The 24,779-nt window shown below is 59.5% G+C and carries 17 protein-coding genes and 2 pseudogenes; 6 read left to right on the top strand and 13 right to left on the bottom strand.

What is annotated here, in order from left to right; all coding sequences use genetic code 11:
* Positions 1 to 2,846 precede the first annotated feature (2,846 nt).
* The 7 genes and pseudogenes from ACVZUB_RS32790 to ACVZUB_RS32760 all read right to left on the bottom strand — a co-directional run bounded on the left by ACVZUB_RS32790 (position 2,847) and on the right by ACVZUB_RS32760 (position 9,595).
* On the bottom strand, positions 2,847 to 4,247 hold the full coding sequence (locus tag ACVZUB_RS32790) for a replication protein (RefSeq protein ID WP_482628679.1): 1,401 nt from the start codon (positions 4,245 to 4,247) through the stop codon (positions 2,847 to 2,849).
* A 1,414-nt stretch (positions 4,248 to 5,661) separates the two neighbouring features.
* Positions 5,662 to 5,994, bottom strand: coding sequence for a HepT-like ribonuclease domain-containing protein (locus tag ACVZUB_RS32785; RefSeq protein WP_482628678.1), 333 nt, complete (start codon positions 5,992 to 5,994; stop codon positions 5,662 to 5,664).
* Positions 5,991 to 6,308: a nucleotidyltransferase family protein gene (locus ACVZUB_RS32780; RefSeq protein ID WP_482628677.1), complete on the bottom strand. Its 318-nt coding sequence runs from the start codon at positions 6,306 to 6,308 to the stop codon at positions 5,991 to 5,993. The genes ACVZUB_RS32785 and ACVZUB_RS32780 overlap by 4 nt, the downstream gene beginning before the upstream one ends.
* Before the next feature lie 63 nt (positions 6,309 to 6,371).
* A complete protein-coding gene (locus ACVZUB_RS32775; protein WP_161121864.1) occupies positions 6,372 to 7,169 on the bottom strand; it encodes a hypothetical protein in 798 nt (265 codons plus the stop codon).
* Positions 7,170 to 7,171: 2 nt separating this feature from the next.
* Positions 7,172 to 7,474, bottom strand: a pseudogene (locus ACVZUB_RS32770) (hypothetical protein); the annotation flags it as partial.
* A 58-nt stretch (positions 7,475 to 7,532) separates the two neighbouring features.
* On the bottom strand, positions 7,533 to 8,582 hold the full coding sequence (locus ACVZUB_RS32765; RefSeq protein WP_482628676.1) for a DUF2637 domain-containing protein: 1,050 nt from the start codon (positions 8,580 to 8,582) through the stop codon (positions 7,533 to 7,535).
* Positions 8,583 to 8,587: 5 nt separating this feature from the next.
* On the bottom strand, positions 8,588 to 9,595 hold the full coding sequence (locus tag ACVZUB_RS32760) for an IS481 family transposase (protein WP_482627798.1): 1,008 nt from the start codon (positions 9,593 to 9,595) through the stop codon (positions 8,588 to 8,590).
* Positions 9,596 to 9,782: 187 nt separating this feature from the next.
* On the opposite strand from ACVZUB_RS32760, the gene ACVZUB_RS32755 reads away from it, so the two are divergent.
* From ACVZUB_RS32755 to ACVZUB_RS32745, 3 genes are all read left to right on the top strand, one after another.
* Positions 9,783 to 10,592 (top strand): hypothetical protein, encoded by an 810-nt coding sequence (locus tag ACVZUB_RS32755; protein WP_482628675.1) that lies wholly within the window; start codon positions 9,783 to 9,785, stop codon positions 10,590 to 10,592.
* 533 nt (positions 10,593 to 11,125) lie between these two features.
* The gene (locus ACVZUB_RS32750) at positions 11,126 to 12,586 is read left to right on the top strand and encodes a hypothetical protein (RefSeq protein WP_482628674.1); all 1,461 of its coding nucleotides are present in this window, start codon (positions 11,126 to 11,128) and stop codon (positions 12,584 to 12,586) included.
* 1,770 nt (positions 12,587 to 14,356) lie between these two features.
* Entirely contained in the window at positions 14,357 to 14,731 is a 375-nt protein-coding gene (locus tag ACVZUB_RS32745) for a hypothetical protein (RefSeq protein ID WP_482628673.1), read from the top strand.
* Positions 14,732 to 15,852: 1,121 nt separating this feature from the next.
* Here the strand turns inward: ACVZUB_RS32745 and ACVZUB_RS32740 are convergent.
* The 3 genes and pseudogenes from ACVZUB_RS32740 to ACVZUB_RS32730 all read right to left on the bottom strand — a co-directional run bounded on the left by ACVZUB_RS32740 (position 15,853) and on the right by ACVZUB_RS32730 (position 17,643).
* Positions 15,853 to 16,293 (bottom strand): nuclear transport factor 2 family protein, encoded by a 441-nt coding sequence (locus ACVZUB_RS32740; protein WP_482628672.1) that lies wholly within the window; start codon positions 16,291 to 16,293, stop codon positions 15,853 to 15,855.
* Between the two features lie 76 nt (positions 16,294 to 16,369).
* Positions 16,370 to 16,720 (bottom strand): annotated as a pseudogene (locus ACVZUB_RS32735) (flavin reductase family protein); the annotation flags it as partial.
* Between the two features lie 74 nt (positions 16,721 to 16,794).
* Complete coding sequence (locus ACVZUB_RS32730) at positions 16,795 to 17,643, bottom strand: hypothetical protein (protein ID WP_482628671.1); 849 nt, start codon at positions 17,641 to 17,643, stop codon at positions 16,795 to 16,797.
* Between the two features lie 240 nt (positions 17,644 to 17,883).
* Between ACVZUB_RS32730 and ACVZUB_RS32725 the strand changes: the two genes are divergently transcribed.
* A complete protein-coding gene (locus tag ACVZUB_RS32725; RefSeq protein ID WP_482628670.1) occupies positions 17,884 to 18,597 on the top strand; it encodes a DUF6338 family protein in 714 nt (237 codons plus the stop codon).
* Positions 18,598 to 18,647: 50 nt separating this feature from the next.
* Here the strand turns inward: ACVZUB_RS32725 and ACVZUB_RS32720 are convergent, their stop codons facing one another.
* From ACVZUB_RS32720 to ACVZUB_RS32710, 3 genes are all read right to left on the bottom strand, one after another.
* The gene (locus ACVZUB_RS32720; protein WP_482628669.1) at positions 18,648 to 18,893 is read right to left on the bottom strand and encodes a hypothetical protein; all 246 of its coding nucleotides are present in this window, start codon (positions 18,891 to 18,893) and stop codon (positions 18,648 to 18,650) included.
* 774 nt (positions 18,894 to 19,667) lie between these two features.
* Entirely contained in the window at positions 19,668 to 19,814 is a 147-nt protein-coding gene (locus tag ACVZUB_RS32715; RefSeq protein WP_482628668.1) for a hypothetical protein, read from the bottom strand.
* Between the two features lie 78 nt (positions 19,815 to 19,892).
* A complete protein-coding gene (locus ACVZUB_RS32710) occupies positions 19,893 to 20,270 on the bottom strand; it encodes a PadR family transcriptional regulator (RefSeq protein WP_482628667.1) in 378 nt (125 codons plus the stop codon).
* Here ACVZUB_RS32710 and ACVZUB_RS32705 point away from each other — a divergent pair.
* Both ACVZUB_RS32705 and ACVZUB_RS32700 read left to right on the top strand, forming a co-directional pair.
* Complete coding sequence (locus ACVZUB_RS32705; RefSeq protein WP_482628666.1) at positions 20,236 to 21,441, top strand: helicase-related protein; 1,206 nt, start codon at positions 20,236 to 20,238, stop codon at positions 21,439 to 21,441. The genes ACVZUB_RS32710 and ACVZUB_RS32705 overlap by 35 nt on opposite strands.
* A 1,139-nt stretch (positions 21,442 to 22,580) precedes the next feature.
* On the top strand, positions 22,581 to 24,596 hold the full coding sequence (locus tag ACVZUB_RS32700) for a hypothetical protein (RefSeq protein WP_482628665.1): 2,016 nt from the start codon (positions 22,581 to 22,583) through the stop codon (positions 24,594 to 24,596).
* Positions 24,597 to 24,779: the final 183 nt, after the last annotated feature.

Raw genomic sequence — 24,779 nt, 5'->3', positions numbered from 1 at the left:
TCCGGCACCTACATGAGATCAAACCGTTTGTACCACAATGACATTCAGCCCGTGACTGCTCGGTATGAACCAAACGCTTTACGCTATAACCCTTGCGCCCCCGATTCGACCATTGGCGCACACCCGACGTCGCACGTCTTTCGTCACTGTGACGTTATGTACATCCCGGGTGCGTGTTGGAAACGCAGACATATACAGTCACACCCTCCTCTGGCGAATAGTTGCTACCAATCATCGGCGGGCTCTTCACGCTCGCGAAGCAATACTCGACTGCGCGTGTCACGCGCAGTCGGAAATGACGGCCGACTGGCCATTCGAAACGGGAGCCTGGTTGCCTCGACGTCTGGTTTACCACGGTAAACGTCCTCAACTGCCGTGGGAGACGTGAACTCCCCGGGTTTACCGCGGTAAACTCGCGGCGAGCTGCGAGTGGGTCACTCGGCGTGACGGCCGACTGGCCATTCGAAACGGGAGCCTGGTTGCCTCGACGTCTGGTTTACCACGGTAAACGTCCTCAACTGCCGTGGGAGACGTGAACTCCCCGGGTTTACCGCGGTAAACTCGCGGCGAGCTGCGAGTGGGTCACTCGGCGTGACGGCCGACTGGCCATTCGAAACGGGAGCCTGGTTGCCTCGACGTCTGGTTTACCACGGTAAACGTCCTCAACTGCCGTGGGAGACGTGAACTCCCCGGGTTTACCGCGGTAAACTCGCGGCGAGCTGCGAGTGGGTCACTCGGCGTGACGGCCGACTGGCCATTCGAAACGGGAGCCTGGTTGCCTCGACGTCTGGTTTACCACGGTAAACGTCCTCAACTGCCGTGGGAGACGTGAACTCCCCGGGTTTACCGCGGTAAACTCGCGGCGAGCTGCGAGTGGGTCACTCGGCGTGACGGCCGACTGGCCATTCGAAACGGGAGCCTGGTTGCCTCGACGTCTGGTTTACCACGGTAAACGTCCTCAACTGCCGTGGGAGACGTGAACTCCCCGGGTTTACCGCGGTAAACTCGCGGCGAGCTGCGAGTGGGTCACTCGGCGTGACGGCCGACTGGCCATTCGAAACGGGAGCCTGGTTGCCTCGACGTCTGGTTTACCACGGTAAACGTCCTCAACTGCCGTGGGAGACGTGAACTCCCCGGGTTTACCGCGGTAAACTCGCGGCGAGCTGCGAGTGGGTCACTCGGCGTGACGGCCGACTGGCCATTCGAAACGGGAGCCTGGTTGCCTCGACGTCTGGTTTACCACGGTAAACGTCCTCAACTGCCGTGGGAGACGTGAACTCCCCGGGTTTACCGCGGTAAACTCGCGGCGAGCTGCGAGTGGGTCACTCGGCGTGACGGCCGACTGGCCATTCGAAACGGGAGCCTGGTTGCCTCGACGTCTGGTTTACCACGGTAAACGTCCTCAACTGCCGTGGGAGACGTGAACTCCCCGGGTTTACCGCGGTAAACTCGCGGCGAGCTGCGAGTGGGTCACTCGGCGTGACGGCCGACTGGCCATTCGAAACGGGAGCCTGGTTGCCTCGACGTCTGGTTTACCACGGTAAACGTCCTCAACTGCCGTGGGAGACGTGAACTCCCCGGGTTTACCGCGGTAAACTCGCGGCGAGCTGCGAGTGGGTCACTCGGCGTGACGGCCGACTGGCCATTCGAAACGGGAGCCTGGTTGCCTCGACGTCTGGTTTACCACGGTAAACGTCCTCAACTGCCGTGGGAGACGTGAACTCCCCGGGTTTACCGCGGTAAACTCGCGGCGAGCTGCGAGTGGGTCACTCGGCGTGACGGCCGACTGGCCATTCGAAACGGGAGCCTGGTTGCCTCGACGTCTGGTTTACCACGGTAAACGTCCTCAACTGCCGTGGGAGACGTGAACTCCCCGGGTTTACCGCGGTAAACTCGCGGCGAGCTGCGAGTGGGTCACTCGGCGTGACGGCCGACTGGCCATTCGAAACTGGAGCCTGGTTGCCTCGACGTCTGGTTTACCACGGTAAACGTCCTCAACTGCCGTGGGAGACGTGAACTCCCCGGGTTTACCGCGGTAAACTCGCGGCGAGCTGCGAGTGGGTCACTCGGCGTGACGGCCGACTGGCCATTCGAAACGGGAGCCTGGTTGCCTCGACGTCTGGTTTACCACGGTAAACGTCCTCAACTGCCGTGGGAGACGTGAACTCCCCGGGTTTACCGCGGTAAACTCGCGGCGAGCTGCGAGTGGGTCACTCGGCGTGGCCATTCGAAACGGGAGCCTGGTTGCCTCGACGTCTGGTTTACCACGGTAAACGTCCTCAACTGCCGTGGGAGAAGTGAACTCCCCGGGTTTACCGCGGTAAACTCGCGGTGAGCTGCGAGATTAAACTTGGGCGAAATTGATGCCAGCCGGCTGGTTCAAATCCAGCCCTGCTCTCGAAATCTCATTCTCGGGGCTACCTGCGGTTCATTTGGGCGGATATAGACCTCGACCACCAGTCACCCGCACAGATTGCCATAGTCATCATGACAGGCGCCATAAACCGTCCAGATTCACCGCTACGGCCGTTGCGTGAAAGAGCCTTACGCGCAGGGCATCGAAATCTTGCGTCCCCTTAGTTAGTTGCTAACATGCCAAATCTCGCTGTGGGGCCTTCCTTCATGATCGGTCAGCCAATCACCAATACCTTTACGGGACAACGACAATGACCCATCTTCGGAGTGATGGACTTCCGGGTACTTCGTCCATCTCTTTCGAATCCTGGCCACTACCAACAACATTGCCCTCTACGGTGCAGAACACGACCACAAAGCTAGATCGTATTCTATTATCCAAGAACATGTTTCGCACTTGCACGTCGCGTTAGCAGGCACCTGAAGATCTCTCAAGCCTTGGATTTCGCGAGGACGCTCGCCTGAAACAGTGTCCGGGCCGCTGCCCTGGCTGAGGCGGAGGCAACGTGCTGATTCTGCGTGGCGGCTTTGTGCGCCGCGGCTCGGCGTTCTTCGTCTCGTTGTTTCTTTGCAGCGATGGCGACTTCCGTAGGGGAGTTACCGGACCAGTCGATTCGAGCCAGGCGCCAATGGAGGAATCGCACTGGGTCATTGAGTTCGGAGGCGTTGGGCCATGTCCAACCTCGTGATTTGGTGTCTTGGTCGAGTGTTCGCGCGATGTCTCTGCCCGACCAACGTTCAGTGTCGATCGAATGGCGGCTGAGAGCGTTGCTGATGGCTCCGATGTGCCCCCGTGGCATTAGCGCTGGTGCGCGCTGAATAAGTTCGGCTGCTGCTCGCTGGAGGCGGATGGATTTTGGTTTGCGGTTCTTGGATTCTTTTTGGTGGTACGTGCGCGCTCGCGCGTTTGTGTAGTTCTTCCTAACGGAAGAAGAAGAGCTAAAAGCAAGTGCAACAGATAGGGGGTCAGCGATGGTTGATTGTGGATAAGTATTGGCGGCATTGTCGGCGCTTTGTTGTGGGTGCGGCTTGGCGTCGGGTGAAGAGTTGGTCGATGTGAGGGAACGAAGGACGGATCTGGGTGAGGTAAGGGCCCAGACGCTTGCTGCGCGAGTTTGTCGGCCTCCGTGATGTGCTTCGGCGGCCCAGAGTTCGATTGTGCGGAGAAAGCGTCCTCGAACCATTTCTTTGGCGACGTGGAGTGCGGATAGAACTCGTCGGGCACGTTGGACTACTGATACGGAGATGCCGGTCTTTTCTGCGAGTGCGGTTCGGGATACGGTCACACGTCGTCCTGTGCGTTGTTCAGCGAAGCCGGCCATAGTGACTGCGACTGCGAAGACGCGCTGGGGGTCGACTTGATGCGTGCGGCAGATTCCGGTGCCCGTACTGCTGTTGAGAAGTTCTCGGACTTGGTGTTGCCACTCGTTTCGGCTGGTCCACAGGGGTGTTTGCGCTTGTTCTTGGTGATCGACTGGCAGGTGCCAAGAGTTTCCGCGTTGCGCGCTGTCAGCGTTGAGTTTGGTGATTTTGTTGATGCGTGCTTCGGCGCGGGCGGTTGATGCGGTCAGATCGGCGTCGAACGTGACCGTTGCGGGGTCAGTTGTTGTCGAAATCACGCACTTTGACGTGAAATCGGTGTTTTTTGGTCTGATATAGCTTGAAACAACTTCAGGGTATGAGTTACCCTGAGACGTACCTACCACGGTAAGCCCCTTCGAGGAGAGCAGCACCTGAAGCGGAAGCGTCAACTTCGGCTTCACCAAAAAACGAAAAGCGAACAGAAGAAGCCGGTCAGCTTGTTCTGTGGATTTCGAATTTCGGATCGACAAATTCCCCCTTTATCTAGAAGGGGGGTTTGTCTTTAGTTGGTGCTGAATATGTAATTGCGGCCTTGTTACCGGCTAGTAACTTAGGTTCTCCTTACTGTTTTCTAATAGAATTCACCCTATATCCCATCACAAAGAGTCCCTCGTTCCGTGGAGCGACGCGGGGTCAGTTTTTGTGGCTTAAGACGGGCGCGAATATCTCCGCTCGCTTACTTCTGCCGTCGGTGCTGGGGTATTTGCTCAGGATCGCCCGATGGCGCCAAAGAGGGTTGTTGCCGTGGTTGATCGAGCAGCACGTGCCTTTGGGATCACAGATCGAGCTCGGCCGTAGGGTTCCCGTTCCTTGTGGGCGGGGGTCGGCGAGCAATGCGATACCAAGTACTCGTTCGGGGTGACGGGTCCGGAGGCGTTGCCGATCAAGGATGCGAGATCGTGCATTTCAGCGCCTTGCGAGTACCCGGTGAGGGTGAATTTGGTGTTTGAGCATTTGGCGGCGATCTCCGGAGAGCCCTGCCGTGGTTTGCGAGCCCTCAGATTTGCTGTTCGGGTAGGTCTTTCCGTTGTCGAGGGCGCGGGGCGTGTGCGGCAGCGCGTATATCTGCACACTAGAACCGTTTGCTTCTCCACTGCCTCGGCATGGAGGCGAGGATGGCTGTCGGCTGGTTGGGATCAGCGTTTCGTCGATTTCCAGGTACCGGGATGAACATGCTGAAAGTGGAAGGCACCTGGTTGTGTCCGCGTACGCGAGGGCGGGGGCTGCCGAGAACGCAGTACCCGCGATCAACGTCGTTGCGCCAGGACCGCGACCGCGCGCAGTTTCGGGGGTGTGTCATGTCCGCAATCTCCTACCGCGCCGCTGGCCCACTGCCAGTGGTCAGTCTTGAGTAGAGGCGGAGTGATTGACAAAACCTCCTGTCCACAGTCGTGGCCGTCGTGTTGGCGGTGCACCGTGGTTGCTAAGACGAGTTCAGTTCTTCTACACGGGCGGTCCGGCGTCGATAGAGCGGTGAGCGAGGGAGGAAGATGCCGCCACTGCTGTCGAGTGGATGGATTCCAGGACGCTGGTTCGTCGAGTCACCGTCCGGTGAATTCGAGCAGGCTGCGAAACTCACTGACCGCTGTCTGTTCGAGAGTGGTGATGATATGTGGAAAGGGCGTGCTTGTCGTATGACCCCCGGCCTGGGCACACGTCCGGTTCCTGCTATCCCCGATCTCTCACTTCGAGCGCTTGATCCGGGATGAGGGCGGGGATCTCCACTTCCCGGATTCGGAGTTGGCTATCGTCCGGGTTGGTTTCGTCATTCTGGTGTGATCGCCTCAGGTGTCGGACCCTATTGGGAAGCAACGCCTTTCAGTAACCCCCCGACCGGCTATGAGCATGTATGTCGGGGCCGGGCCTTCCCCGAGCAAGTGAGCGCTACCCGATAGCGCTCGCAATGAGTTCCACAGCGCCCCGAAGATCCGGAAGGTAGTTTTCGATAACGCCGCGAATGATCGAGCTGTCCAAGCGAAAATACTCGTGAATAGCGACGTTTCGGAGACCGACGATTTTGTGCCATTCGATGCCGGGAGCAAGCGCTTTCGATTCCGTGTCGATGCCGTTTGCCGCTTCGCCGATGATTTCGAGTTGCCGGACGATCGCGTCGTATGCCATGTCTGAGTCTGTCCCGGCCAACTTGGCTTGGTACCGCTCAATCTTCGCGATTGCTCCTACGATGTCATGGCATCGATCGAGGTCGCTCCGCCTCACACATCGACCATATCGGCGCGGGCGGTGTCGGTGACTGCGTCTTTTGCCACTCCACGGGCCACGACGTCGACATGTGTTCCGAGTAGTTTGGTCAGCTCTTCGCCGAGTCCGAGCATTGACATCAGTTGTTCGTAGTCCGGGCCTTCGATGGTGACCATCAGATCGATGTCGCTGTCGGGTCCTGCGTCACCGCGTGCCACCGAGCCGAACATCTTCACGTCCGAGGCGCCGTAGCGGCGACACACGGTTTCCACTTCGGCGCGCTTTGCTCGCACGACAGACTGCAGGAATGTGCTGTATGCAGATTCACTCATGTGCTGTTCCTTTCGTGCGATCGTGTCATAGCGATGATAACTCCCCCAGCAAGTCTCAGGTGTTCATGTCCAGTCGATGTGGACGGATTCGATGGAATCGAAGTGGAATCCGAAATCGTTGCTGTACTGGTCGAATCCTTTGTTCTCGGGGTAGTCCAATGTTGCGTGGCGCTCCAGTAGTGCGACGACCCGTGCGTGGTCGTCGTTGGCGAGGGCCGCGGCGAGTTCGCGTGACTCTTCCGCGGTAAACGGGACATCTGAGTTCGCGAAGTCCAGTGTGCGGACTCGGTAGTCGTAGCCCTCTTCCGACCCGTTGCGCACCGAGACTCCACCTTTGACGCGGATCGTCGCTTTCTTCGGGGTGCCGTCCGGGCGCAATACGCCGGCGCGCTTCATGACGTCGTCGGCTTTGACCTTCTTGAGTTTCTTCTTCGCATCAGCGCGCAGATCGTTCGTCTCCCCTGACCGGTACCGGGACACAGCCGACGGTGAGCGGCCGATCTTCTTGGCCACCTCCCCGATTCCGCCGAGACGCTCGATCGCTGCGCGGCGTTGCGCGCGCTCGGCAACGTCCGCGTGAGGGACGCGGCCCTGTTGCGCCCACCGGCGCAACGTGCGATCCGAGGGCGGTTTACGGCCGGCGTCGATCGCTGCCTGACGCAGACCCTCGTTGCCGATCTCTTTACGCACTTGCCGCACGGAGACTTTGCTCGTGAGCCCCGCCAGTCCCCCGGATTTCACGGTTTTGGACTTCTCGACTCCGCTGGTCGCGGCGTTGGAGACGGACACTTTCAGCCCATCCAGGCCGACTGCCTGTTGCACGGGCTTCTTCGATCGAGGTTTCGGGAGATGCAACGCCATCGCTACTCCCCTTCCTCGCCTGGTGCGAATGCGCCCTTGATGACGAGATTCATCTCGTGTGTGTCGTCAGCGCTGGTGAACGCCTCGATCAATGCTTCGGTGAGGACAGTACGTTTCTCCACGGACATCTTGCCGAGCGCGTCACTGTCATCTGCGACGTCTTCACCGTCGGCGAGCAGGTAGACCCAGGAGTCCGTCACCGTACGCACCGGCCACCGACTGGTTTCACGCGCAATGCCCATCGCGACCCCGCGACCACGCAAGCGGCAATGCGCAATGATCGACGCCCGCCAGAGCGGCTGGCGGCGAGGTCGAAGAGCGCGGTCTGTTCCGCGCTTCCTGCTGGGGACTCGTCTTTCCGCCTCATCGGCTGTAAACGAACTGGGCTTCGAGCTCGTCTTGTTGGTCGCCCTCTTTACGTTCGTTGTCGTTGCGCTCGGTTTCCAACGACTCGCGGGCGATGTCGTCGAGAGTCGGCAGCGGCGGGATGGTGAAACCGGCTGCGATTGCGGCGTCTTGTGCCCGGTTGTATCGGCGCATTGCGGTGCTTGCAGCTCGAACATTGGTGGCTTCGGCTAGTTCGGCGAAGGTCAGGTGGGGCTTGTTGATCTTGAGTTTCGCTGTCTTTTTCACCATCGGATCGAGGTCGGAGTGGTCGATGAATGCAAGGAGTTGCGCAACTGTCTGAGGTTCTGCCTGCGCCAGTTCGCTGAGGAATTCCGGAGCGGCGGGTTCGGGCGCGGTCGGCGTTGCGTCTGTTGACGCAGCAGCAACGGCCGGTGCAACAGCGGGTTTCTCGGCGATGTCGAGGGGATCGGATGCAACGCCTTCGGTAGGAGCAACGTCGACGGCGGTCTCGATCGGCGCAGCCTCGGCGGCAGCACTCACGTACGCCGCAGTATCGAGGTGCTTGTGCACAGGGAGCGTGTAGTCATCTGTTTGAACGAGTTCGGAGTATTGCGCGTGTGCTGCGCCGATTGCCTTGATGAGTATCCCGACGCCGTGGGTGAAGGCGAGGACCAGGATGGGCGGGATGATCGCGATGGTTGCTGCGACGGTCGGGGCCAGCGGAACGAAACCGAGCACTCCCCCGCTGTCGACTGTTGCTTGCGCCGCCACGGCGGCGTGAAATGCGTGATAGGCGTTGCCGAGGATGCTGATTGCGACGACGCCGACAGCGAGCGCGATGTAGAACCGCTTGTCCCACCGGTTCACCTTGAGCTTGCTCAGGATGACGATTGCGATCGTTGCGCCGAAGATTGCGCTGTCCACGATCGCGGGGAAGATCCATGTCAGATGCTCAGGTATCAGCGCCTGCCGCGCGAGGTCGCGTTGCACCGCGAAGGACAGCACGAATGCGCCAGTGGTGATACCCAGCGCAATGAGAATTGCAACGACAAGCGCAACGAGCAACGCGCCTAGCTGTAGGAGGAACGGACGTTGGTGACGCGGTGCCGGCGGTAAGCGGCGGGCGGTCGTCCTCCGCGTGCTGAATGCGGTCGGTGATAATTATAGTGAACGTTCCATACCTCGACGGCAATGCGCCGCTGGGCTTCGCTGATGTACTCACGGGAGTACAGCAGTTCTTCGGCGAGGATGCGGTTGTAGCGTTCGACCTTCCCGTTGTGTTTCGGTGTGTACGGCCTGATCCGGTAATGCCGAGCCTCGCGGAGTGAAGCGGTGAAATCTGCTGCGCGATAGCATGATCCGTTGTCGGTGATCACCCGTTCGATACGGGTGATGCCATGTGCAGCGAAGAAGTGTCGGGCGTTGTTCATGAAATCGATGGCTGTTGCGGCGGTTTCGTTATCGCGTGCCTCGGTGTATGCCAAACGGGTGTTGCCGTCGATCGCGGAATGCAGGTATGTGTAACCGATCCGGGGTTGCTTCGCTCGCGCCTTGCGTCGCTGGGATTGTTTGGCCTGTGCGGAGCCGCGGCCGTGAACGCGCCAACCACCACCGTCCGGGATTCGGCCGACTTTCTTGACGTCGACGTGCACCATCTGGCCTGGTCGTTTCGCGACGATGACCTGCGGTTTGCGATTGTTCTCGCCGTTCGGGTCGATGAACCGGCGACGGTGCAATCCCAGGTTCCGCAGAATTTTCGTGACTGTCCGGCGTGCGATGACCGTTCCATCCATTCGGAGTTCGAACGTGATGCGCGCGGCCGACCATTTCCGGGTTCGCCGCATCGCTTCGATCTCGGCCACAAGCCCTGCCGCCGTGGCGGCCGGTTGATGGTGTGGTGTGCTGGATCGATCCTGTAATCCCAGGTCACCGTATTTTCGGTACCGGTTGACCCATTTGGAGGCGCATTGTCGGGAGATGCCCATCTCGGCGGCGACGTGGGTGATCGGACGACTCTGGCACCGCTCGACGAGTCGTCGTCTTCCCTCGACAGTCAGCGGAGCATTACGGTGTGTCACAGGGCTGGTCCCTTTGCTGTTGATGGTCTGTTTCGCAACTTCCATCCTGCCGCGAAGGGCCAGCCCGTCTACTTCAATCCAGCGTCAGCAACGTCCATACCCACAACACCTAGCGGCAATTGCGAGTGGGTGGAAGCCGACAATCTTCTACTTCATCGGACATGGCGACGCCAATGAGCAGCTCGTCGTGCGTGAGGACGGCAATCGCGTAAAACGATCAGCCGCCGATATCATCCGGGTCGTCCGCGCAGCCAGCGCGAGCCTAGAGGGTGTTTATCTCAGTGGGTGCTTCACCGCGAAAACAGGCCCCGAACTCCTCAACGATCTGCCACCGACGGCCGGGTGGGTGATCGGTACGGTATCGGGCGTCTATGACGAGCTTGCCGCCCAGCTTTCGGAGAAGTTCTACCACCATCTAATCGGGAGTGCCGCGTCGCCGCAGGAGGCGTACGCCGTCGCCAACGCTTACACCGTGGCGGGCTGGGGGAACGAAGTTTTTTACGCTGGCTGGTTCGTCCCATCTCAGCTGCCCGCCGTAGATCAGATGGCTCAGACAATTGGTTCCGGACTTCAAAGCATCTTCAATCGCCCGGCGATCAAGGGCCCGATACGGAAAGAGGTATCGATGCAAGATCTCGATGATGCCCTACAAGATGTGAGCCACGCTCTTGGCACCGGACAGGTGCTGTCACGACGAGATCGAACAGTGATTCTGCCAGCTTCATTCCCGGCTGAATGGCTTCAGGAGCCCACGGTTCAAGATTGCGTCACGAAAGCTCTTCACGGAGTTACTGCCGTTCGAATGGAGCTTGCAGATCTGAAGAAAGGCGATCTCGACAACACCGACCGCGTTATCGGAAACGCAATCAACTTCAATCCAGCTTTCGCTCGAGATGAATGGATGAAGCGCGTGAACAAGGTCGACCGGGCACGCAATCGAATCCTGTGTGCGGCGAACAAGCTTTTGGTTTGCAACGATATCCCCCCTTCTCCCTGATTCCTGACTCCTGACTCCTGACTCCTGACTCCTGACTCCTGACTCCTATAGTCCAGCAGATATCCATACGGCCGTCAGCGGTCAATGAACTGAGTGGATCTTCGAACGAAGAATATGATGCCGATAGATCTCAACCGGCTCGCCGACTGGACGCAGGTTGCCGATGATTTCGCGGCCGCTGATATTCGGACCGAACCGGGTGAGTTCGATGTGCTGCACTCCGTTCCGCGTCCAGATGGCCCAGTAGATCTGGAGACACCCCCTACAGCCGATGGCGTGCACTCGGGCAAGCCGCGAACCATCTCACCGACAGTTTGCCGTCAGCGCCCTCACGATCACTTCGAGATCGATTTTGACAGTGAGAGTAGACATCACCAGTCACCAAAGTCCGCAACTGAACCGTGCCGGGTTTCTTGCCGACTGGGTCCATCGCCGAGTCAAAAGTCATTGTTCCGGTCGTAGCTGTGGGGATACGACTCGGCGATGGTTCACACCCGCTCATTTTCAGCGCCCCAGTAGTGAATGATTAGGCAATGACCAAATCAGTGCCGGCTGGCAACCTGGACCCGCTTCGTTTGAGCGCCCAGCAAGAAGAAGACCTTGTCGCAGTTGTTTTCGACACCAACGCTTTCGGCAAGGGCCGTCCGAACTTGCAGGTTTTGAAACATGCCGCAGAACGGATCCATAGAAGCAAGCTCGAAGCATGGATTCCTGAACTCGTTGTTTGGGAACTCGCAGAGCATGCTGCCTCGGATTGGGAGGCGCAAGCCAGCCTCGTCAAAACCCTAAACACGTCCCTGACAGCCGCTGGCCTGGCACCCGCAGAGCTACCTGACTATTCATCGAAGACCGAGGCAGTAACCCAGGTAATTGACAACATCAGCTCCATCAAACATCTGAAGGTTGTATCGCTCAGCGGAGAGAGCGCGATCGCAGGCTTGCGAGATCAAGTGTTGCAACAGGCGCCTGGGCGTAAAAAGGAAGGTGTCAAAACTGGGGCCAGTGACTCTGCGTGGCTTCGAGACGTCGTCGCCAAGGCTGGCGGCGCTGAGCGACTCCTCTTCGTAACCGAGGACGGTGACATCCCCGCCGCTTGCAACACGTTGGGATGGGCAAAGCCTCTGACTCGAAAGACAGGACAGCTCGCTAAAACACTCTCCACGCGCAGGCCAGCTACCCGCAGCGCAACCGATGTCCTGTTGAAGTACCTCATCTCCGAAGTCCCCGAGCCGGAGTGGGATCACGGCGAGGACGAGGTCGAAGACACTGTACTGACGAGCGCTATCAAGGCCGCCGCTTCTGGGGTTGGCGATTGGTTCTCAACTGATTCCGATAATCAGAACTATGACGCACGGGTATATGGCGCGGGCCTAACCGAGATCACTGCCTTTGTTGGCTTGTCGGAGGTCGATGTCGACCTAAGCGGCACCGAGTCTGCTGACGATTCGATGACATTGGTCTACGCCACTGCCCATTTCGTTGCGACGGCCGAGGCCACCATCAACCGTCTCGTCCACGGCGGTGACCCGTACATCGACTCCGTCCGAAAAGTTGGTCTGGAGATTGAATGTGCTCTGATGTTCAGACTGGAGAACGGCGCTGTAATCGAGGTTGAATCCACCGACTCGGCGGAGATCGTTCGTGACAGAAGGACCTCGTTCGCTACCTTCGACGACGCCACCCGAGACTTGGACCGAGCGATGAAACTCGTTCCAGGAATCTTTCTGCCGACGGATTGGTTTAAAGAGCAAACCATTGATCTCGACATCGAGGGCGTGAGTCCACACGTACATGTTGCTATCACCAAGACCTCAACGAGTACGCGGTTCGATTTCAACTACAAAGGCTCAAAGGTAGCCCTGGCATTTGTCTCGGATCCCCCCGCTACGGCCGTAGCGGCATACACGTACTGGGGCGATGATGGGATCCTCAATGTCTGGGAGACCAACCCCGTTTTGAGTATCCCTGCCTGGCTAATCCGTCAGATCAGCTGACCACGGGCTTCCGGCGAGAGCTCAACGTATCGGTCGAGACGCTACGGCACCGACAGGGTTTCCCACGCCCCACAGTCGAGGGCAGCTTGTTGCATTAAGGCGACGCCCGATTGATGATTGTCACCTGAATTGCCGTGTCAGGTCGTCAGAGAAGTACAACTGACCAATGCACGCCTTCCTCTCCCACCGGAGTCAAATACCCCCAACGATGTGCCTCTACCTTCCGAACGCGTCGCACAGGACCTCAGCGGCAATGCCTCTGACTACGAGTCGGATCTGACGATCGCCGCAGCGGACACGCAAGGGTTCGTCGTGACCGCCCAAGGTCGAACACCCAGCGCTGCAAGAACATTAGCCACCGGCGCCGCCGAAGCTCTCCGCACGATCCTCGATGAGACTAAAGCACCAGACACGATCACCTACACGGTCGTTCCTCCTCCCGGCGGACCGTAAGGACCAGCCCTCGGGGCAGGTATCCACCCAGTTCAAGCCACGCGGGTGAGCGACGCGCAACTGGAAGTGCGGTTGAAACACCGTCAAGCTCAGTTTGCAGGTAACTTTGGTGCAGTCGCCGTCCGCGTCCCGGCCCTTATCCTCGTCGAGTGCGCGCAGCGAAGCGGTGAGCTGGCGTCGAGTCTGCTTCGCCGGTCACCCTCGATTCCGCCGGTCATCATGCCCACCGCCTACTCGGCCTCCTGCCTGCGGGCATTCCTCCGTGTTTGGCTACGCATTGTGACCGTCGTCAAAACCGTTGATGGGAATTCTTCGAATTTTTCGGCTATTCCGATCAAACGAAGATGACGACTCCCACCACCCTTTGACCAGAACTTATCGGATAGATTCTCCATCGTGCCATCTCGAATATCGGACGCCGACGCCGAATCAAGAATGCGAGCAGCGGGTGCGGAACCGTTGGATCCGTATCCCGGAGCGGGGGCTCGCTGGCGGTGCCAGTGCACACGATGTGGCTTGGAAATCGAACCTCGGTTGAGTCAAGTGTCCAAAGGTGGGCCATGTGCATATTGCGCAGGGAAAGCTGTGCACCCCGAATTGGCGGTACTGGTGATGCGTGCGGCTCGACTGGAACCCCTGGTTCCATACCCTGGAACAAAATCGCCCTGGCTTTGCCGATGCCTCACTTGTGGCGCCGAGGTCACACCGCGGTACAACAACGTCGACCAGGGCAACGGCGGCTGCAATCGTTGTTCCGGACACATAATCGACCAGGCCGAAGCAGTCGCTACCCTCCGCCAACACGACCTAGATCCGCTGGAGGCATATCCCGGGTGCCAGACACCATGGAAGGTCAGGTGCCTCAAATGCAATCGGGAGACCACCAAACGCTGGAATGACGTGAAGTCCGGAATTCCAGGCTGTAAGTACTGTGCGAAACGCGCCGTCACCGCTCCCGAGGCAGTTGCTTCCATGCGCGAAGTCGGGCTCGAGCCGTTGGACCCTTATCCCGGCAGCTCCCGCCCGTGGCGTTGTCGGTGCCTGACCTGCGACTCACTCGTCAGTCCCAACCTCAACACGGTCCGCTCGGCACAGAGTGGGTGCCGCGTCTGCACAGCACGCAGCGCCGGGCTTCTACGTCGCCGCGATGCCGTCGAGTGCGCCGAATTGATGCTCACAGTCGGACTCGAGCCGCTCGAACCCTACCCAGGCAGCAACACCAAATGGAAAGCCCGCCACACCACGTGCCAGCAAATCGTGAACCCGACATTTCATAGCGTGATGAGTGTGGGATCAGCTATCTGCCCTCATTGCGCGGTGAGCGGCTTCAAACCAGCCTTGCCGGCAGAGGTCTATCTCATCACCGATCCTCTGCGAGGTGTCCACAAAGTCGGAATCGGCGGTCTGCAATCCAACCGTGTGCAGGTGTGGAAGAAGAAGGGGTGGAATCTGTACAAGGCACGAAGATTCGCGGTGGGTGCTGATGCCTACTTGGTCGAGCAGTTGACCCTTCGCTGGCTTCGTACAGACATCTCGTTGCCGCCCTACCTCGCAATGGAGGACGGATGGACCGAAACCGTAGCAGGAGATGCGATCGACCTCCCGACCTTGTGGGCACGAGTGGAAGAGATCTCACAAGAGGTCGTCGCAGAGCATGGAGCTAGTACCCCGATCCCAGATGGAAGCCCCTGAAAGCCCTTGACCACGTTCTTCACACGCTAAGTAAATGAAAAACCCTCACGGACATACTCGTTGAACCGAAAACATGCCCACAATCAGACCACCGCGGCGACCCCACCGACTCTCATCCGCCGGCACTTCCCCACACCCTCGATGGCCCGGGGGACGCGCCATAGCCGCATGCCAAATCCCAAACAAGCCCCCCGACAAGCGATTACGCGGCAGAGAAATCCCTCAACCCGAAGCTCGGTTGAGGGTTTCCTCCGTCGACCACCACCGAATCAGCCGCGCCCACCCCAAGCGTTACGCCTGTCCTCACGGTCGACAATCGTCTCCGCCGACAGCTGGTAGTCACACCCCGGGGCGTTCAGACATGTGCCATTAGAGTTCAGTCCCGCCCCGTCCTTCGGGCAGCGTTCTGTCAGACCCATCGAAAACTCCGATCTCATAGACACAGTTTGACCTGGACTTTTGTCCCGATCATGACAGAGAATGACAGACCTGAAGCTTAGAGTCGACTGAAAACTGCACACGGCACCAACACCTCCCCGCCACCATCGTGACTTCATGTCGTCGCTGCTCAGTGGCATGACAACGGCGGCTGCACAGGTGGTTACGAGTATCGAGATCCCCGCACGGGAGCGGCATCCCGCACGTCCTGCGCTACCCCCTGGCAGTATCACGCAAAGTCGGTCACCGACGAAGGAAAACATTTCCGTAACCCGCAGATACAGCAATACGGCGTACGTTCTCAGTGGAGCCCCCACCGGCCGATGCCGGGCAGGGACTCCACGAGGTGAGACGTCCCCGTGTTGAGCACACAGCACGGGGACCCACTTTCCGTGCCGGGCTCTGTGTTCAACCCTGCATCTCCACCCTAAAACAGTCCATTAGGTTTGGTCTACCCGGCGACCTGAAACATTACCGACAAAAAGGGTCGAGCAGGCGACCACTCCGTGCGAGCTACACACCAAGGTAGGCAACCAATGGGCATGTCATACCACCCGGGCTGGGCGTCCGTTGGCACTACCGATGCAACCAGGACTGATACATCGCACGTGAACAATTTACCGAAAATGCTTGGGCTGTATGGCAATTGAGTTCATATGTCGAAATACACAACCGTGACAGCGTCAGGATTTGGTCTGCCAGGCGCGTGTGACTGCAAATGAAGAGAATCGCCAATTGTTTTGGCAGCGGCGGAAAGTGGCGTGGTAGTCGCCGATGGCGAGGAGGGTTGCGTCGGTGTCGATGGACCAGCGGGAGTAGCGGCAGCGGGCGGCTGCCTGCTCCGCGTCGGTGACGTCGATGATGATGTTGGTCAGCAGGTGCCGGCTGCGTGGTGCGGCGGCGAACAGGGCTTTGTAGTGGGCGTTGATGTTGTGGCGGCCGAGCAGGGTGGTGCCGGTGAAGGTGACCGATGCGTGGGCGAACAGTTCGGCGACCGCGTCGGCGACCGCGTCGGCGACCGCGTCGGCGACCGCGTCGGCGTCGCGTTCGTCGGCGTTCTCTGCGTAGGTTCCGAGCAGGTTGTGGATGTTGTGGCGGATGTCGCCGGGGCGAACGCCGGTCACAGCGCCCACCAGTCCAGGCGGGTGCTGCAGAGGTCCCGGGCGGCGCCGGGGTGCAGGCGGGAGAGTTTCCTCGGTGGAATACCAGGGGGCGATTGTCACTGTATTCGACGTGGTGGACGCGCCCCATCATGCCCAGATGGTCTCCGGCTTCGAAGACCGATTCGCGGGTGCATTCGATCCAGGCGGTCGCGCCGTGAATGCGTGGGGATTCCGGGCAGCAGCGTTCCCACTGCCCGATCTCGAATTTTGCCCCGTTACGCGATGCGAAACCGAAGCACACGTCTCCCTGTGTCTCGGCGAGGACGTTGATGCAGAACTGGTCCGCCGTGTGCAGCTGCGAGAAGGTGGCGGAGGAGGCGAGTGCGAAGAACGCGACCAACGGTGGATCCGAGGACACCGAGGTCAACGATCCGACAGGCATCCCGATCGGACCGTCGCGCCGGTTGCGGTCACTACCGCTACCGAGGTCGGGATCCGTCCGAGCGCGCGGTATGGGGCGGTCTACTTCTTTTGCTTCGGATGACTCCAGGCTCGCGACTGGAGGGTGATCGCCGAGCGGGCTGCGGCAAATTTCGACACACTTATCTGGTCGACATCCTTCTTGACGTCCTCCCAGGAGAGATCCTTCTGAATCTTGTCTTCTACTGTGCGCGCCAGCTTGGTGAACTCTTCGATCGTCACGGCGATGTCGGACGGTGCCGTAATTTCACAGATCGTCGACACCGCTTTGAGCTCGACAAATTTCTCGGACAGGGACCCGCCGCTTATTCTGAGGTCACGACAAGCAGCCTGAAATTGCGAGTCCAAGGTATTGGCCCGCGCATCGAGTTCAACGAAATCCCATTCTCCGTCAGGGTGTTCGCGGGCATCCTTGACCATGTCGTCGTGACTGTTCCGGTCCTGATAACTTCGGCCTACCTGATCTAGTCTGTCGTGGTATTCGGCGATCAAGTCGATCCATGCATCGCAGGTGATGACGTACTTCTGGATGCTTTCCAATACCGAAACTCGCGTTGCGTCGAGTAGCTTGAAATCCAACTCAGCCTTCTTGTCGGAAGACGAACGCCTCGCTGTAAGCCAGTTACCCCAAACGGTGCCCGCACTACCTACGAGGACACCACCAAGGGTGAATGCGGGTGCGACCCACTCGCTAGCCATCAAATAGTCCACCTGTCCGCAGGTCGAATTGTCTGAAAGATGGTAGCCGAGCGGAGAGCATTCATTCCCCGATCTCGAATTCAGGGCGAAGATAATTACCCGACACCCGCCAATGGTTCTCGACTGGGCACTGGTCGATCTGAAGAAAATATTTGGAAGATCGAGTCGGGCGGCCACTCGAAAACCGTTCATGACGGCGACCTGGTACTAATTTATGGTAACTGTCGAGCTGAAGTCGGTGGACGAACAAGATCGGACTGCACACATGTCGGAACAGGAAAGCCACTCAGAGCCGAAGAGTGTTCTGGGATCTGCTGGGTATTATGAGAAGTCTATCGATTCCCTCCCCGTTGCACAGGCCGTCGAAGTGGCCCAACAACAGGAAACTGCATCGAACTCCGCGACGAAGTGGGGCGACGTCGCAGACTGACCGTGACACCGAATACAGGTTTCACGATCCTCGCGTTCTTCGTGTTCGTCGCGCCGGGGCTGTGGTATGACCTGCTGAGCGCCAAAAAGGAGATCCGGCGGCGCGAGTCGACTTTCACCGAGATCAGTCGCATCGCGTTGGTCTCGACGGTGTGCAGTCTCGTGGCGTTACTCACGTTGCTTGCTGTCGGCGGTATCGCCGCGCGGTGTTGGGGCATGCATCCGTTTCCCGACCCGGCGGGCATGATCGACGGAGGTCTCGGGTACGTCGGGGATCACTTGGTCGCTGTTGCATGGGCGGTCACACTTGGTTTGACCGTGTCGATGGGCGCGGCCACCATCGCCGTCAAAGCTGTTCATCGAGGCGATGATGCATCGATCTCGTACACGTCGTCCTGGCGCAAAGTGCTCCGCGACGACCGGCCCACAACGACTTCCTCTGTGCACGTGCGTGCCAAACTCAAAGACGGCACGACATGGTTCGGTCAAGTGGCGCACTACTCCCCAGATCATGAAGTTGCAGATCGGGACATTGTTCTGAGCCATCCGCTCGCGACGAAAGCGGCCGGCAGTGCACTCATCACAGACATGCCTGAGAAATGGAAGCGCGTCATTCTCTCCGGGACAGAGATCGTGTCCTTAGCCGTCTCGTATGGCCCCAGCCTCGGCCAGTCTTCCGACCCGGCCCCGGCACCGGCACCGGCACCTGGACCGTAAACGTCAGCTTTCTCGATATCGTGGTTTGGACCCGAAGGAACAGGACCCCATCACCGAACCGGAAGTCGTCGCAACCGCGAATCTGCACACTCCAGCGTCCGAACTCGAAGGGCAAGCGTCAGCTGAATCACCGGCAGTAGTGCGATCCACGTACCCAGGTACGTTCCGCCGAGTGCCGCGATCAGACCCCGCGAGACCGGAGCGCGGAGCACGTGGGTTGTCGAGCGCTCCACCGAGTGCGGCTCGCCTACGACACCGACGGGGGGCGCCTCACTGCCGGTAATGCGCCCGGTCACGATTGGGTTCCTTGTCGGTCTACTCGGCAGTTCGTCTGTGTCGGTGCTATCGCGGGCTGTAGAGCAGATCGGGTGATTTCAGTTCGGGGGTCGCACATGAAGGGCTCTTTTCGAATAGGTATTGGGGTGGGAGGTCTTGTGAGCTCAGACCTTCCGAGCCGCATATCGGACGGAAAACGGTTGTTACGGGATCATCGGGGTCGCGTCGGCATCGGGTGGGCAGTTCACGACGACGCATCCGGCGGTGGGTCGGACGCCGATTTGCGGGCTGCTGCACGGTCACTGAGCGACCCCAGATTCATTACGGCCGGGGCAGGGGGGCGACGAATCGCTCGATCTGCGAACTTTGGTGCTCGCGGGCGGTGACCACCTGTAACTGACACCGAGCTGGTCAACCTGACCCGCTCACACCGTGCTCCACGGGCGCAAAGCGGCGATTCGAAAATCATCGACAAGTTAAGCGGCCATGTGTAATTCGAGTTCGTGGCCACAGAATATCGCTAAAGACAAACACTCAAAGTACCTGCCGATTCGGCACACATTCGGCAATGAGTCACTGAAAGGCGCGATCACCCTTCAGCTCTGGCCCATGACGTTGCACCGACCGGTGTATCAGTTCTCTGTCACGCAGACATACACGGCACGCTCCCCGCGTAGCAGCTGAGGAACGACCCGAGGATCAGCCAGCCTGGTGAAGCTGGAGCACGAACTCCGGCGCCTCCTAGAGGCCCGGTAAGCGCCGGAAGAGGGCCTTGAGGATACCCATGCCGGCTTTCATTCGGGTCTTCCCTCACTCAAGGACACTGCCGCGGTCACGTCCGCGTCGACGGTCAATTCCGAGAGCACACGCTCGAGCCATACGATCCACTGATCGATGGCACTGGTGCCGTGTTCGTGTGCGAGTTGAGTGAGCCGGTTCACCAATGATTCGTCGACGCCGTCGATGGGTGCCAGCAGTCCGAGATCCCGACTCCGCGTTCGATCCTCGCGGGCCTGAATTCACCGCGCCTCGAGTTCGGTGGCAACCAGATCGATCAACGCATCCTTGCCGAACGGGCCACCGAGCAGGAAACGCGCTTTGAATTCCGGGTCCTGAAAGCGGCTCGGCGGTGTGCACGGACTGGTGATCCAGCTACGCAACTCCTCTTCCCCCACCGGTGTGAGCTGGTAGATCTTCGCATCCGGCCGGCCGTCGTTCGCGACAACGGCGTAACTGACCCATCCAGAGTCGACCATCCGAGCCAACGCGCGATAGATCTGGCTCAGGTGCACGTTCGAACGAAAGAACCGGCCCTCTTGCTCGATCCTCTCCCCCGGCGCCGATCTCGCCGACGCCCGCGCAGTGGGCACCGAATGGTTCGGAGTGGACCACCCCATCCTCAAATGCCTATACCTCGGAGTCGCGATTCACCACGGCACACTGCCAGGCCCCTTCAGAAAAGAAATCGAACGCCTCCTGCACGACGGCGCCATCAAAGTCACCGTGGCATCCCCGACACTTGCACAAGGCCTGAATCTGTCCGCCTCCGTCGTACTCTTCCACGGACTTCGTAGTGGTAAAGAACTCCTCACCGGAGCGCAATTTTCCAATGTCATCGGACGCGCCGGCCGCGCATTCGTCGATACAGAGGGCCCGGTGCTCTACCCCCAATTCCCCTCGGGCGACACGCTTAAAGACAAACGAGGCCTTGACGATTGGAAGCGACTCACGACAGGCGAAGAGGGCAAGGATTTGCGATCCGGTCTGATATCGGTGGGCGTGGAACTGATCCAGCGTGTGATGCTCGCATCTGGCACTAATCGCGTGGAGAGCTTCCTCGACTACTTGACCGGCGGACCCGACTGGTCATTCCCCGAACGGGAACGCGAGAGCGCCGAAGCGACTCAAGATGCCAGAAAGTCCTGGCAGTCCAATCTGTTGCTACTCGACGCCAGCATTCTCAGCATCATCGGAGATGATGAAGCCGACCCGGACCAAGTCACTCAACTACTCCTCGACATACTGCGAAACTCCCAGTGGGAACGACAACTTGCGCGCTACCAGCAAAATAACTCGGTCTTGGCACTACGTGCTGTCGTCACCAGCCGTGCCCAATACATCTGGAACAACTCCACTCCAAGCCAACGCCGCGGCTGGTACCTAGCTGGCGTGGGAGCACGCGCCGGATCCGCCCTGGCCGCGGTCGCACCCGACATCATCGCCATGACAGTTGACGCCGAAGCCGCCATCGCAGCGGACGACTCCAATGTTGCAGTCGATCTGATCACTCGAATCGCCGAGTTGCTGTTCACTATCGACACATTCACACCCGAGACCAAACAATTCGCACCCGAAACATCGGTCAAGTGGCGGTCAGTCTTGGCTCACTGGTTGAGTGGTCGTCCGTTGGAGGGACTGGGCGGCAATCGAGACGACATCGTTCAGTTCATCGAATCGGACCTCACCTATCGACTGGTATGGGGGGATGGAAGCCGCAAGAGTCTACGAGAAAGCACAGTTCAATCCCTTCACAGCACTGCTCGCCGGCACAGCTACGGCCGCAGTTGAGACCGGGGCACTCAACCCGCAGGCTGCAATAATCATCCGATCGGGATTCGACTACCGATCCGCTGCAATCAAAGCCGTCGAAAGCGTCGAGTCAACCTTCAATTCGAGCGCCAGAATGCGGCGTTGGATCCGAGATCTACCCATCTCTCTGATGACCGATCCATCCTGGCCGACACCCGAATCCCGCAGAGCTTGGCTGCAATTCATAAATCACACACGCGCATCACGCGCCTTCCCCTGGGAATTTCGAACGTACGAGGTCGAGGATGTCCAATGGGATGAAGCGTTACCCGATCCTGAAGCGCCGTTGCGGGTCACGGACCTTGGCCCAGGTGTCGTCGAACTGTGGTCGACCGGCTTCACCTATTTAGGCGAGGCTCGCGTCGAAATCAATCCCGACCGGAAGGGCGCCCTATACGCGCGACGCAGCCCAGACGACTCCTCAATAAGCTGTACTACCGCGGCCCCAACGACCTTCTTCTCGACATGCTGCATAAAAACCAGTGAGACTGTCATACGGATCAAGCTCCGTTTCGATGTGGAATCCCTCCCAGGACCTACCTAGAAGCATCGTGGTGGGGAAAATCATATGAGCAAGGTGTCGAGCTGGGCGATGGTGGAGTGGGTGTCGTGATGCAGACCTGTCGTCATTCCGACTGCGGCCGCGCCGTCGACGGCGATGAGTGCGTCGTCGACGCATCGCAATTACGCGAAATCCTCTTAGGATGACTTCCCGAAATCTTCGCTGTCTACAAACAGTCCGCCACGGATCAATTAAACACTTGACGCACATGGACGCCAGCGCTTGGTTTCATCTGGGACACTATTCTTTTCACATCAGCCCCATTCACCCGTAGTCGCTTATACCAAACGGCGACACTAATAGCACCCTCGCACTAGCTCAGACGAACCAAGCTGTTACCCCTGTCGGATGAATCCTCTAGGACGGTCCATCGACACATCCGACAACCTGGTCATGCCACTCCGAGCGAATCCACCAAGGCTCTACCCCACTCCGTCCGCAGTACGTACAACTTGAGAGCCGAATGTTCGCGAACTCGACGCAAATCCGGACAGGTTCCTGAGAATAAAGCCCCCAGTCTCATCCGACCAACCGGTGCGCCTCTAGAGTTCCGGACATGTCAAAAGCGCGGGACCATGCTGATTGGATCCGACTGTGCGACGTAAGCCGTCTCAACGATGATCAGAGACTCCTGCTCGAGACCGTGCTAACGGCTTGTGCCCCAGAGGCAGTGCTCACCCGACACGTCGTCGGCACGCAGACTGCGGTCGCCGCGATTGCCCAGGCACAATCCGCGCTGCAGTCCCGGGCGCGGCCAGGCCGAGTGACCCCGCAACCGTTCACAGCGCCGACGTTGCGTCTGGTTTCTGCGGCAACAAAAATACTCGAATCGAGGCTGCCGGATTTTCCATCAGGCGAATTCGACGCCGCTATCAGCACTCTGCGAAATATCACGGTGGGCGGCAAATCTGGCTTGGAGGACGTAGCGGCCTGCCGAGCATTTTCCGCGGATCTAGCAGCCCGCGTGATCGATGTACGAACCGCGATCACTGGTCGGTTCATTGGAGCCTGGCGGACGGGGACGGTTGAGCACACTGTGGAATGGCTCGCAATGGAGCTTGCCACACTTTGTCTTTTACTGGGTCGCTGGCACCCCCAGCTGTCCGACGATGTACGTGCCGCCCTGGCCTCGGGACCGATTGATGCCCAACGGTTGTTGGAAGTTCTGCTACCTATGGAACGGAGCTTCCGGGTGGCTGTCGTCGTCGAAGGTGCCTCACGGCTCGAAAAGGTGGCAGAACTATTGCCTCAGACGGCGGCACCAGAGTGTTTCACCGCTGGTCAACTGGTGACCGGTTGGGGCAACGGCACGCCGGAGCTGAAGGCTCTCGCCGCCGTCGCGGAAGCCGCGTCCGCCGCGCGCCGCGATTGGTCAGGCAACCAAGCAGGTGGCCACGTGCTGCTGACCTTCACGGTCCGCGCTTGCGACTTGGGCGGTGCCGCGTTCCTGGGCCGACGCCAGACATCAGAGTTACTCGACCAATATGTAGCAGGGCAACGGATTGCGGAAATTCGGCTGCGGCCGGAGACCCTCGCCCACGATCTAGGCTCCGGGCGGACACTGCGGCTCGCGGTGCCCGGTCTAGGGTCGGGCCCGACCGAGCCCCTGACCCCTAGCTGGCCGACCCCGCTGCGCGAAAGCCTTCGCACGGCGCATATCGCCCGGGTCACAGAGGCCCCAATGACGGCCGCAGGGTTGTGCTGGGCGGCATTGGAAGCACTGGAGGTGAAATCCACCAGTACAGGCGATTTGGCCCGGGCGCTTAGTCTGCAAGCGACCCGCCAAGAGGCTATTGATCTGTACCAGCAGATGGCCACCTCCGTTACGGCCACGACGAGAGCCGCACGCCACGCCCTCCACGCGGCGGAACGCACCTCCCGCCAGCTGGAGACTGCGGATGCAACCGCCGACGACCGAAGAGCAACGCTAGAAACCAAGAGAGCGAAGGCCCAGGCTGCCATACTCGTTAAGCGCGCCGCACTTAACGAGGCGCTCAGAGTCGAAGCCCACCGCACGACGGTGAATGATTGGGCTCAAGTCGGCGGCGACGGAAGGTTGCATGACCCCAATCGCTGGCTCGACGTGCTCGCAAATCCCGCGGACGCGGAACCGAAACTTAGCGCAGCCAGTACCGCCGTTATTTACCTAGGTGAAAATCTCCGCGGGGAAACTGGCGCGCGGTTGCGGACTTGGATTGCGCTGCTGGCCGCCCCTGAATCCCTTGCCGAGCGAATCAAAACCATCGCAGGCCGGTTCGAGATGAGCCTCGACTGGCTGTATGCGCTACGCAACACCGCATTGCACGACGGCCAATACACGATTACCACCGACATGCTGGACGTCCACGCCGGACGGGCCCTCGTAGACCTGACGCTAGAGTTCCTGGGCAACTGGTACGGACCGGCAGCCGACGCTGTTCCGGAGCGAGCGAACTGGACCGCGCTCACCGTCATCAGCCATCTAGCCGAACGCCAACGGACCGTGGTGGCAAAGCTTAGCGGCGGCACGCGAATAGAACTGAACGTAACCCACCTGACAAGCCCGACCTCAACTGGATGGGACCGTACGTAACCGACGATCCAGGTCAGTTGAAGAGAGGGAGTGTCCTGCCAATTGAACGAGCTCGCCATAGTAGCGGGCCGGGGACTCGAACCCACGATCTCTCCCTGGTGGACCGGCGCGATAGTGAATCGCCGCACCTAATGTGCTCCGGCCCTACATGCCCACCTTAGTGAGACTAGGGTCTAAGTGATA

It is taken from the genome of Rhodococcus sp. OS5, assembly GCF_056837585.1.
The sequence above is the reverse complement of the archived record's forward strand: the minus strand, read 5'-3'. Positions and strand labels throughout refer to the sequence as shown.

Coding starts and splice junctions, on each gene's coding strand:
- ACVZUB_RS32710 (WP_482628667.1), bottom strand. CDS start 20,270: ATGGGGTGGTCCACTCCGAACCATTCGGTGCCCACTGCGCGGGCGTCG.
- ACVZUB_RS32775 (WP_161121864.1), bottom strand. CDS start 7,169: ATGGCGTTGCATCTCCCGAAACCTCGATCGAAGAAGCCCGTGCAACAG.
- ACVZUB_RS32730 (WP_482628671.1), bottom strand. CDS start 17,643: ATGAACGGTTTTCGAGTGGCCGCCCGACTCGATCTTCCAAATATTTTC.
- ACVZUB_RS32700 (WP_482628665.1), top strand. CDS start 22,581: ATGTCAAAAGCGCGGGACCATGCTGATTGGATCCGACTGTGCGACGTA.
- ACVZUB_RS32780 (WP_482628677.1), bottom strand. CDS start 6,308: ATGAGTGAATCTGCATACAGCACATTCCTGCAGTCTGTCGTGCGAGCA.
- ACVZUB_RS32750 (WP_482628674.1), top strand. CDS start 11,126: ATGACCAAATCAGTGCCGGCTGGCAACCTGGACCCGCTTCGTTTGAGC.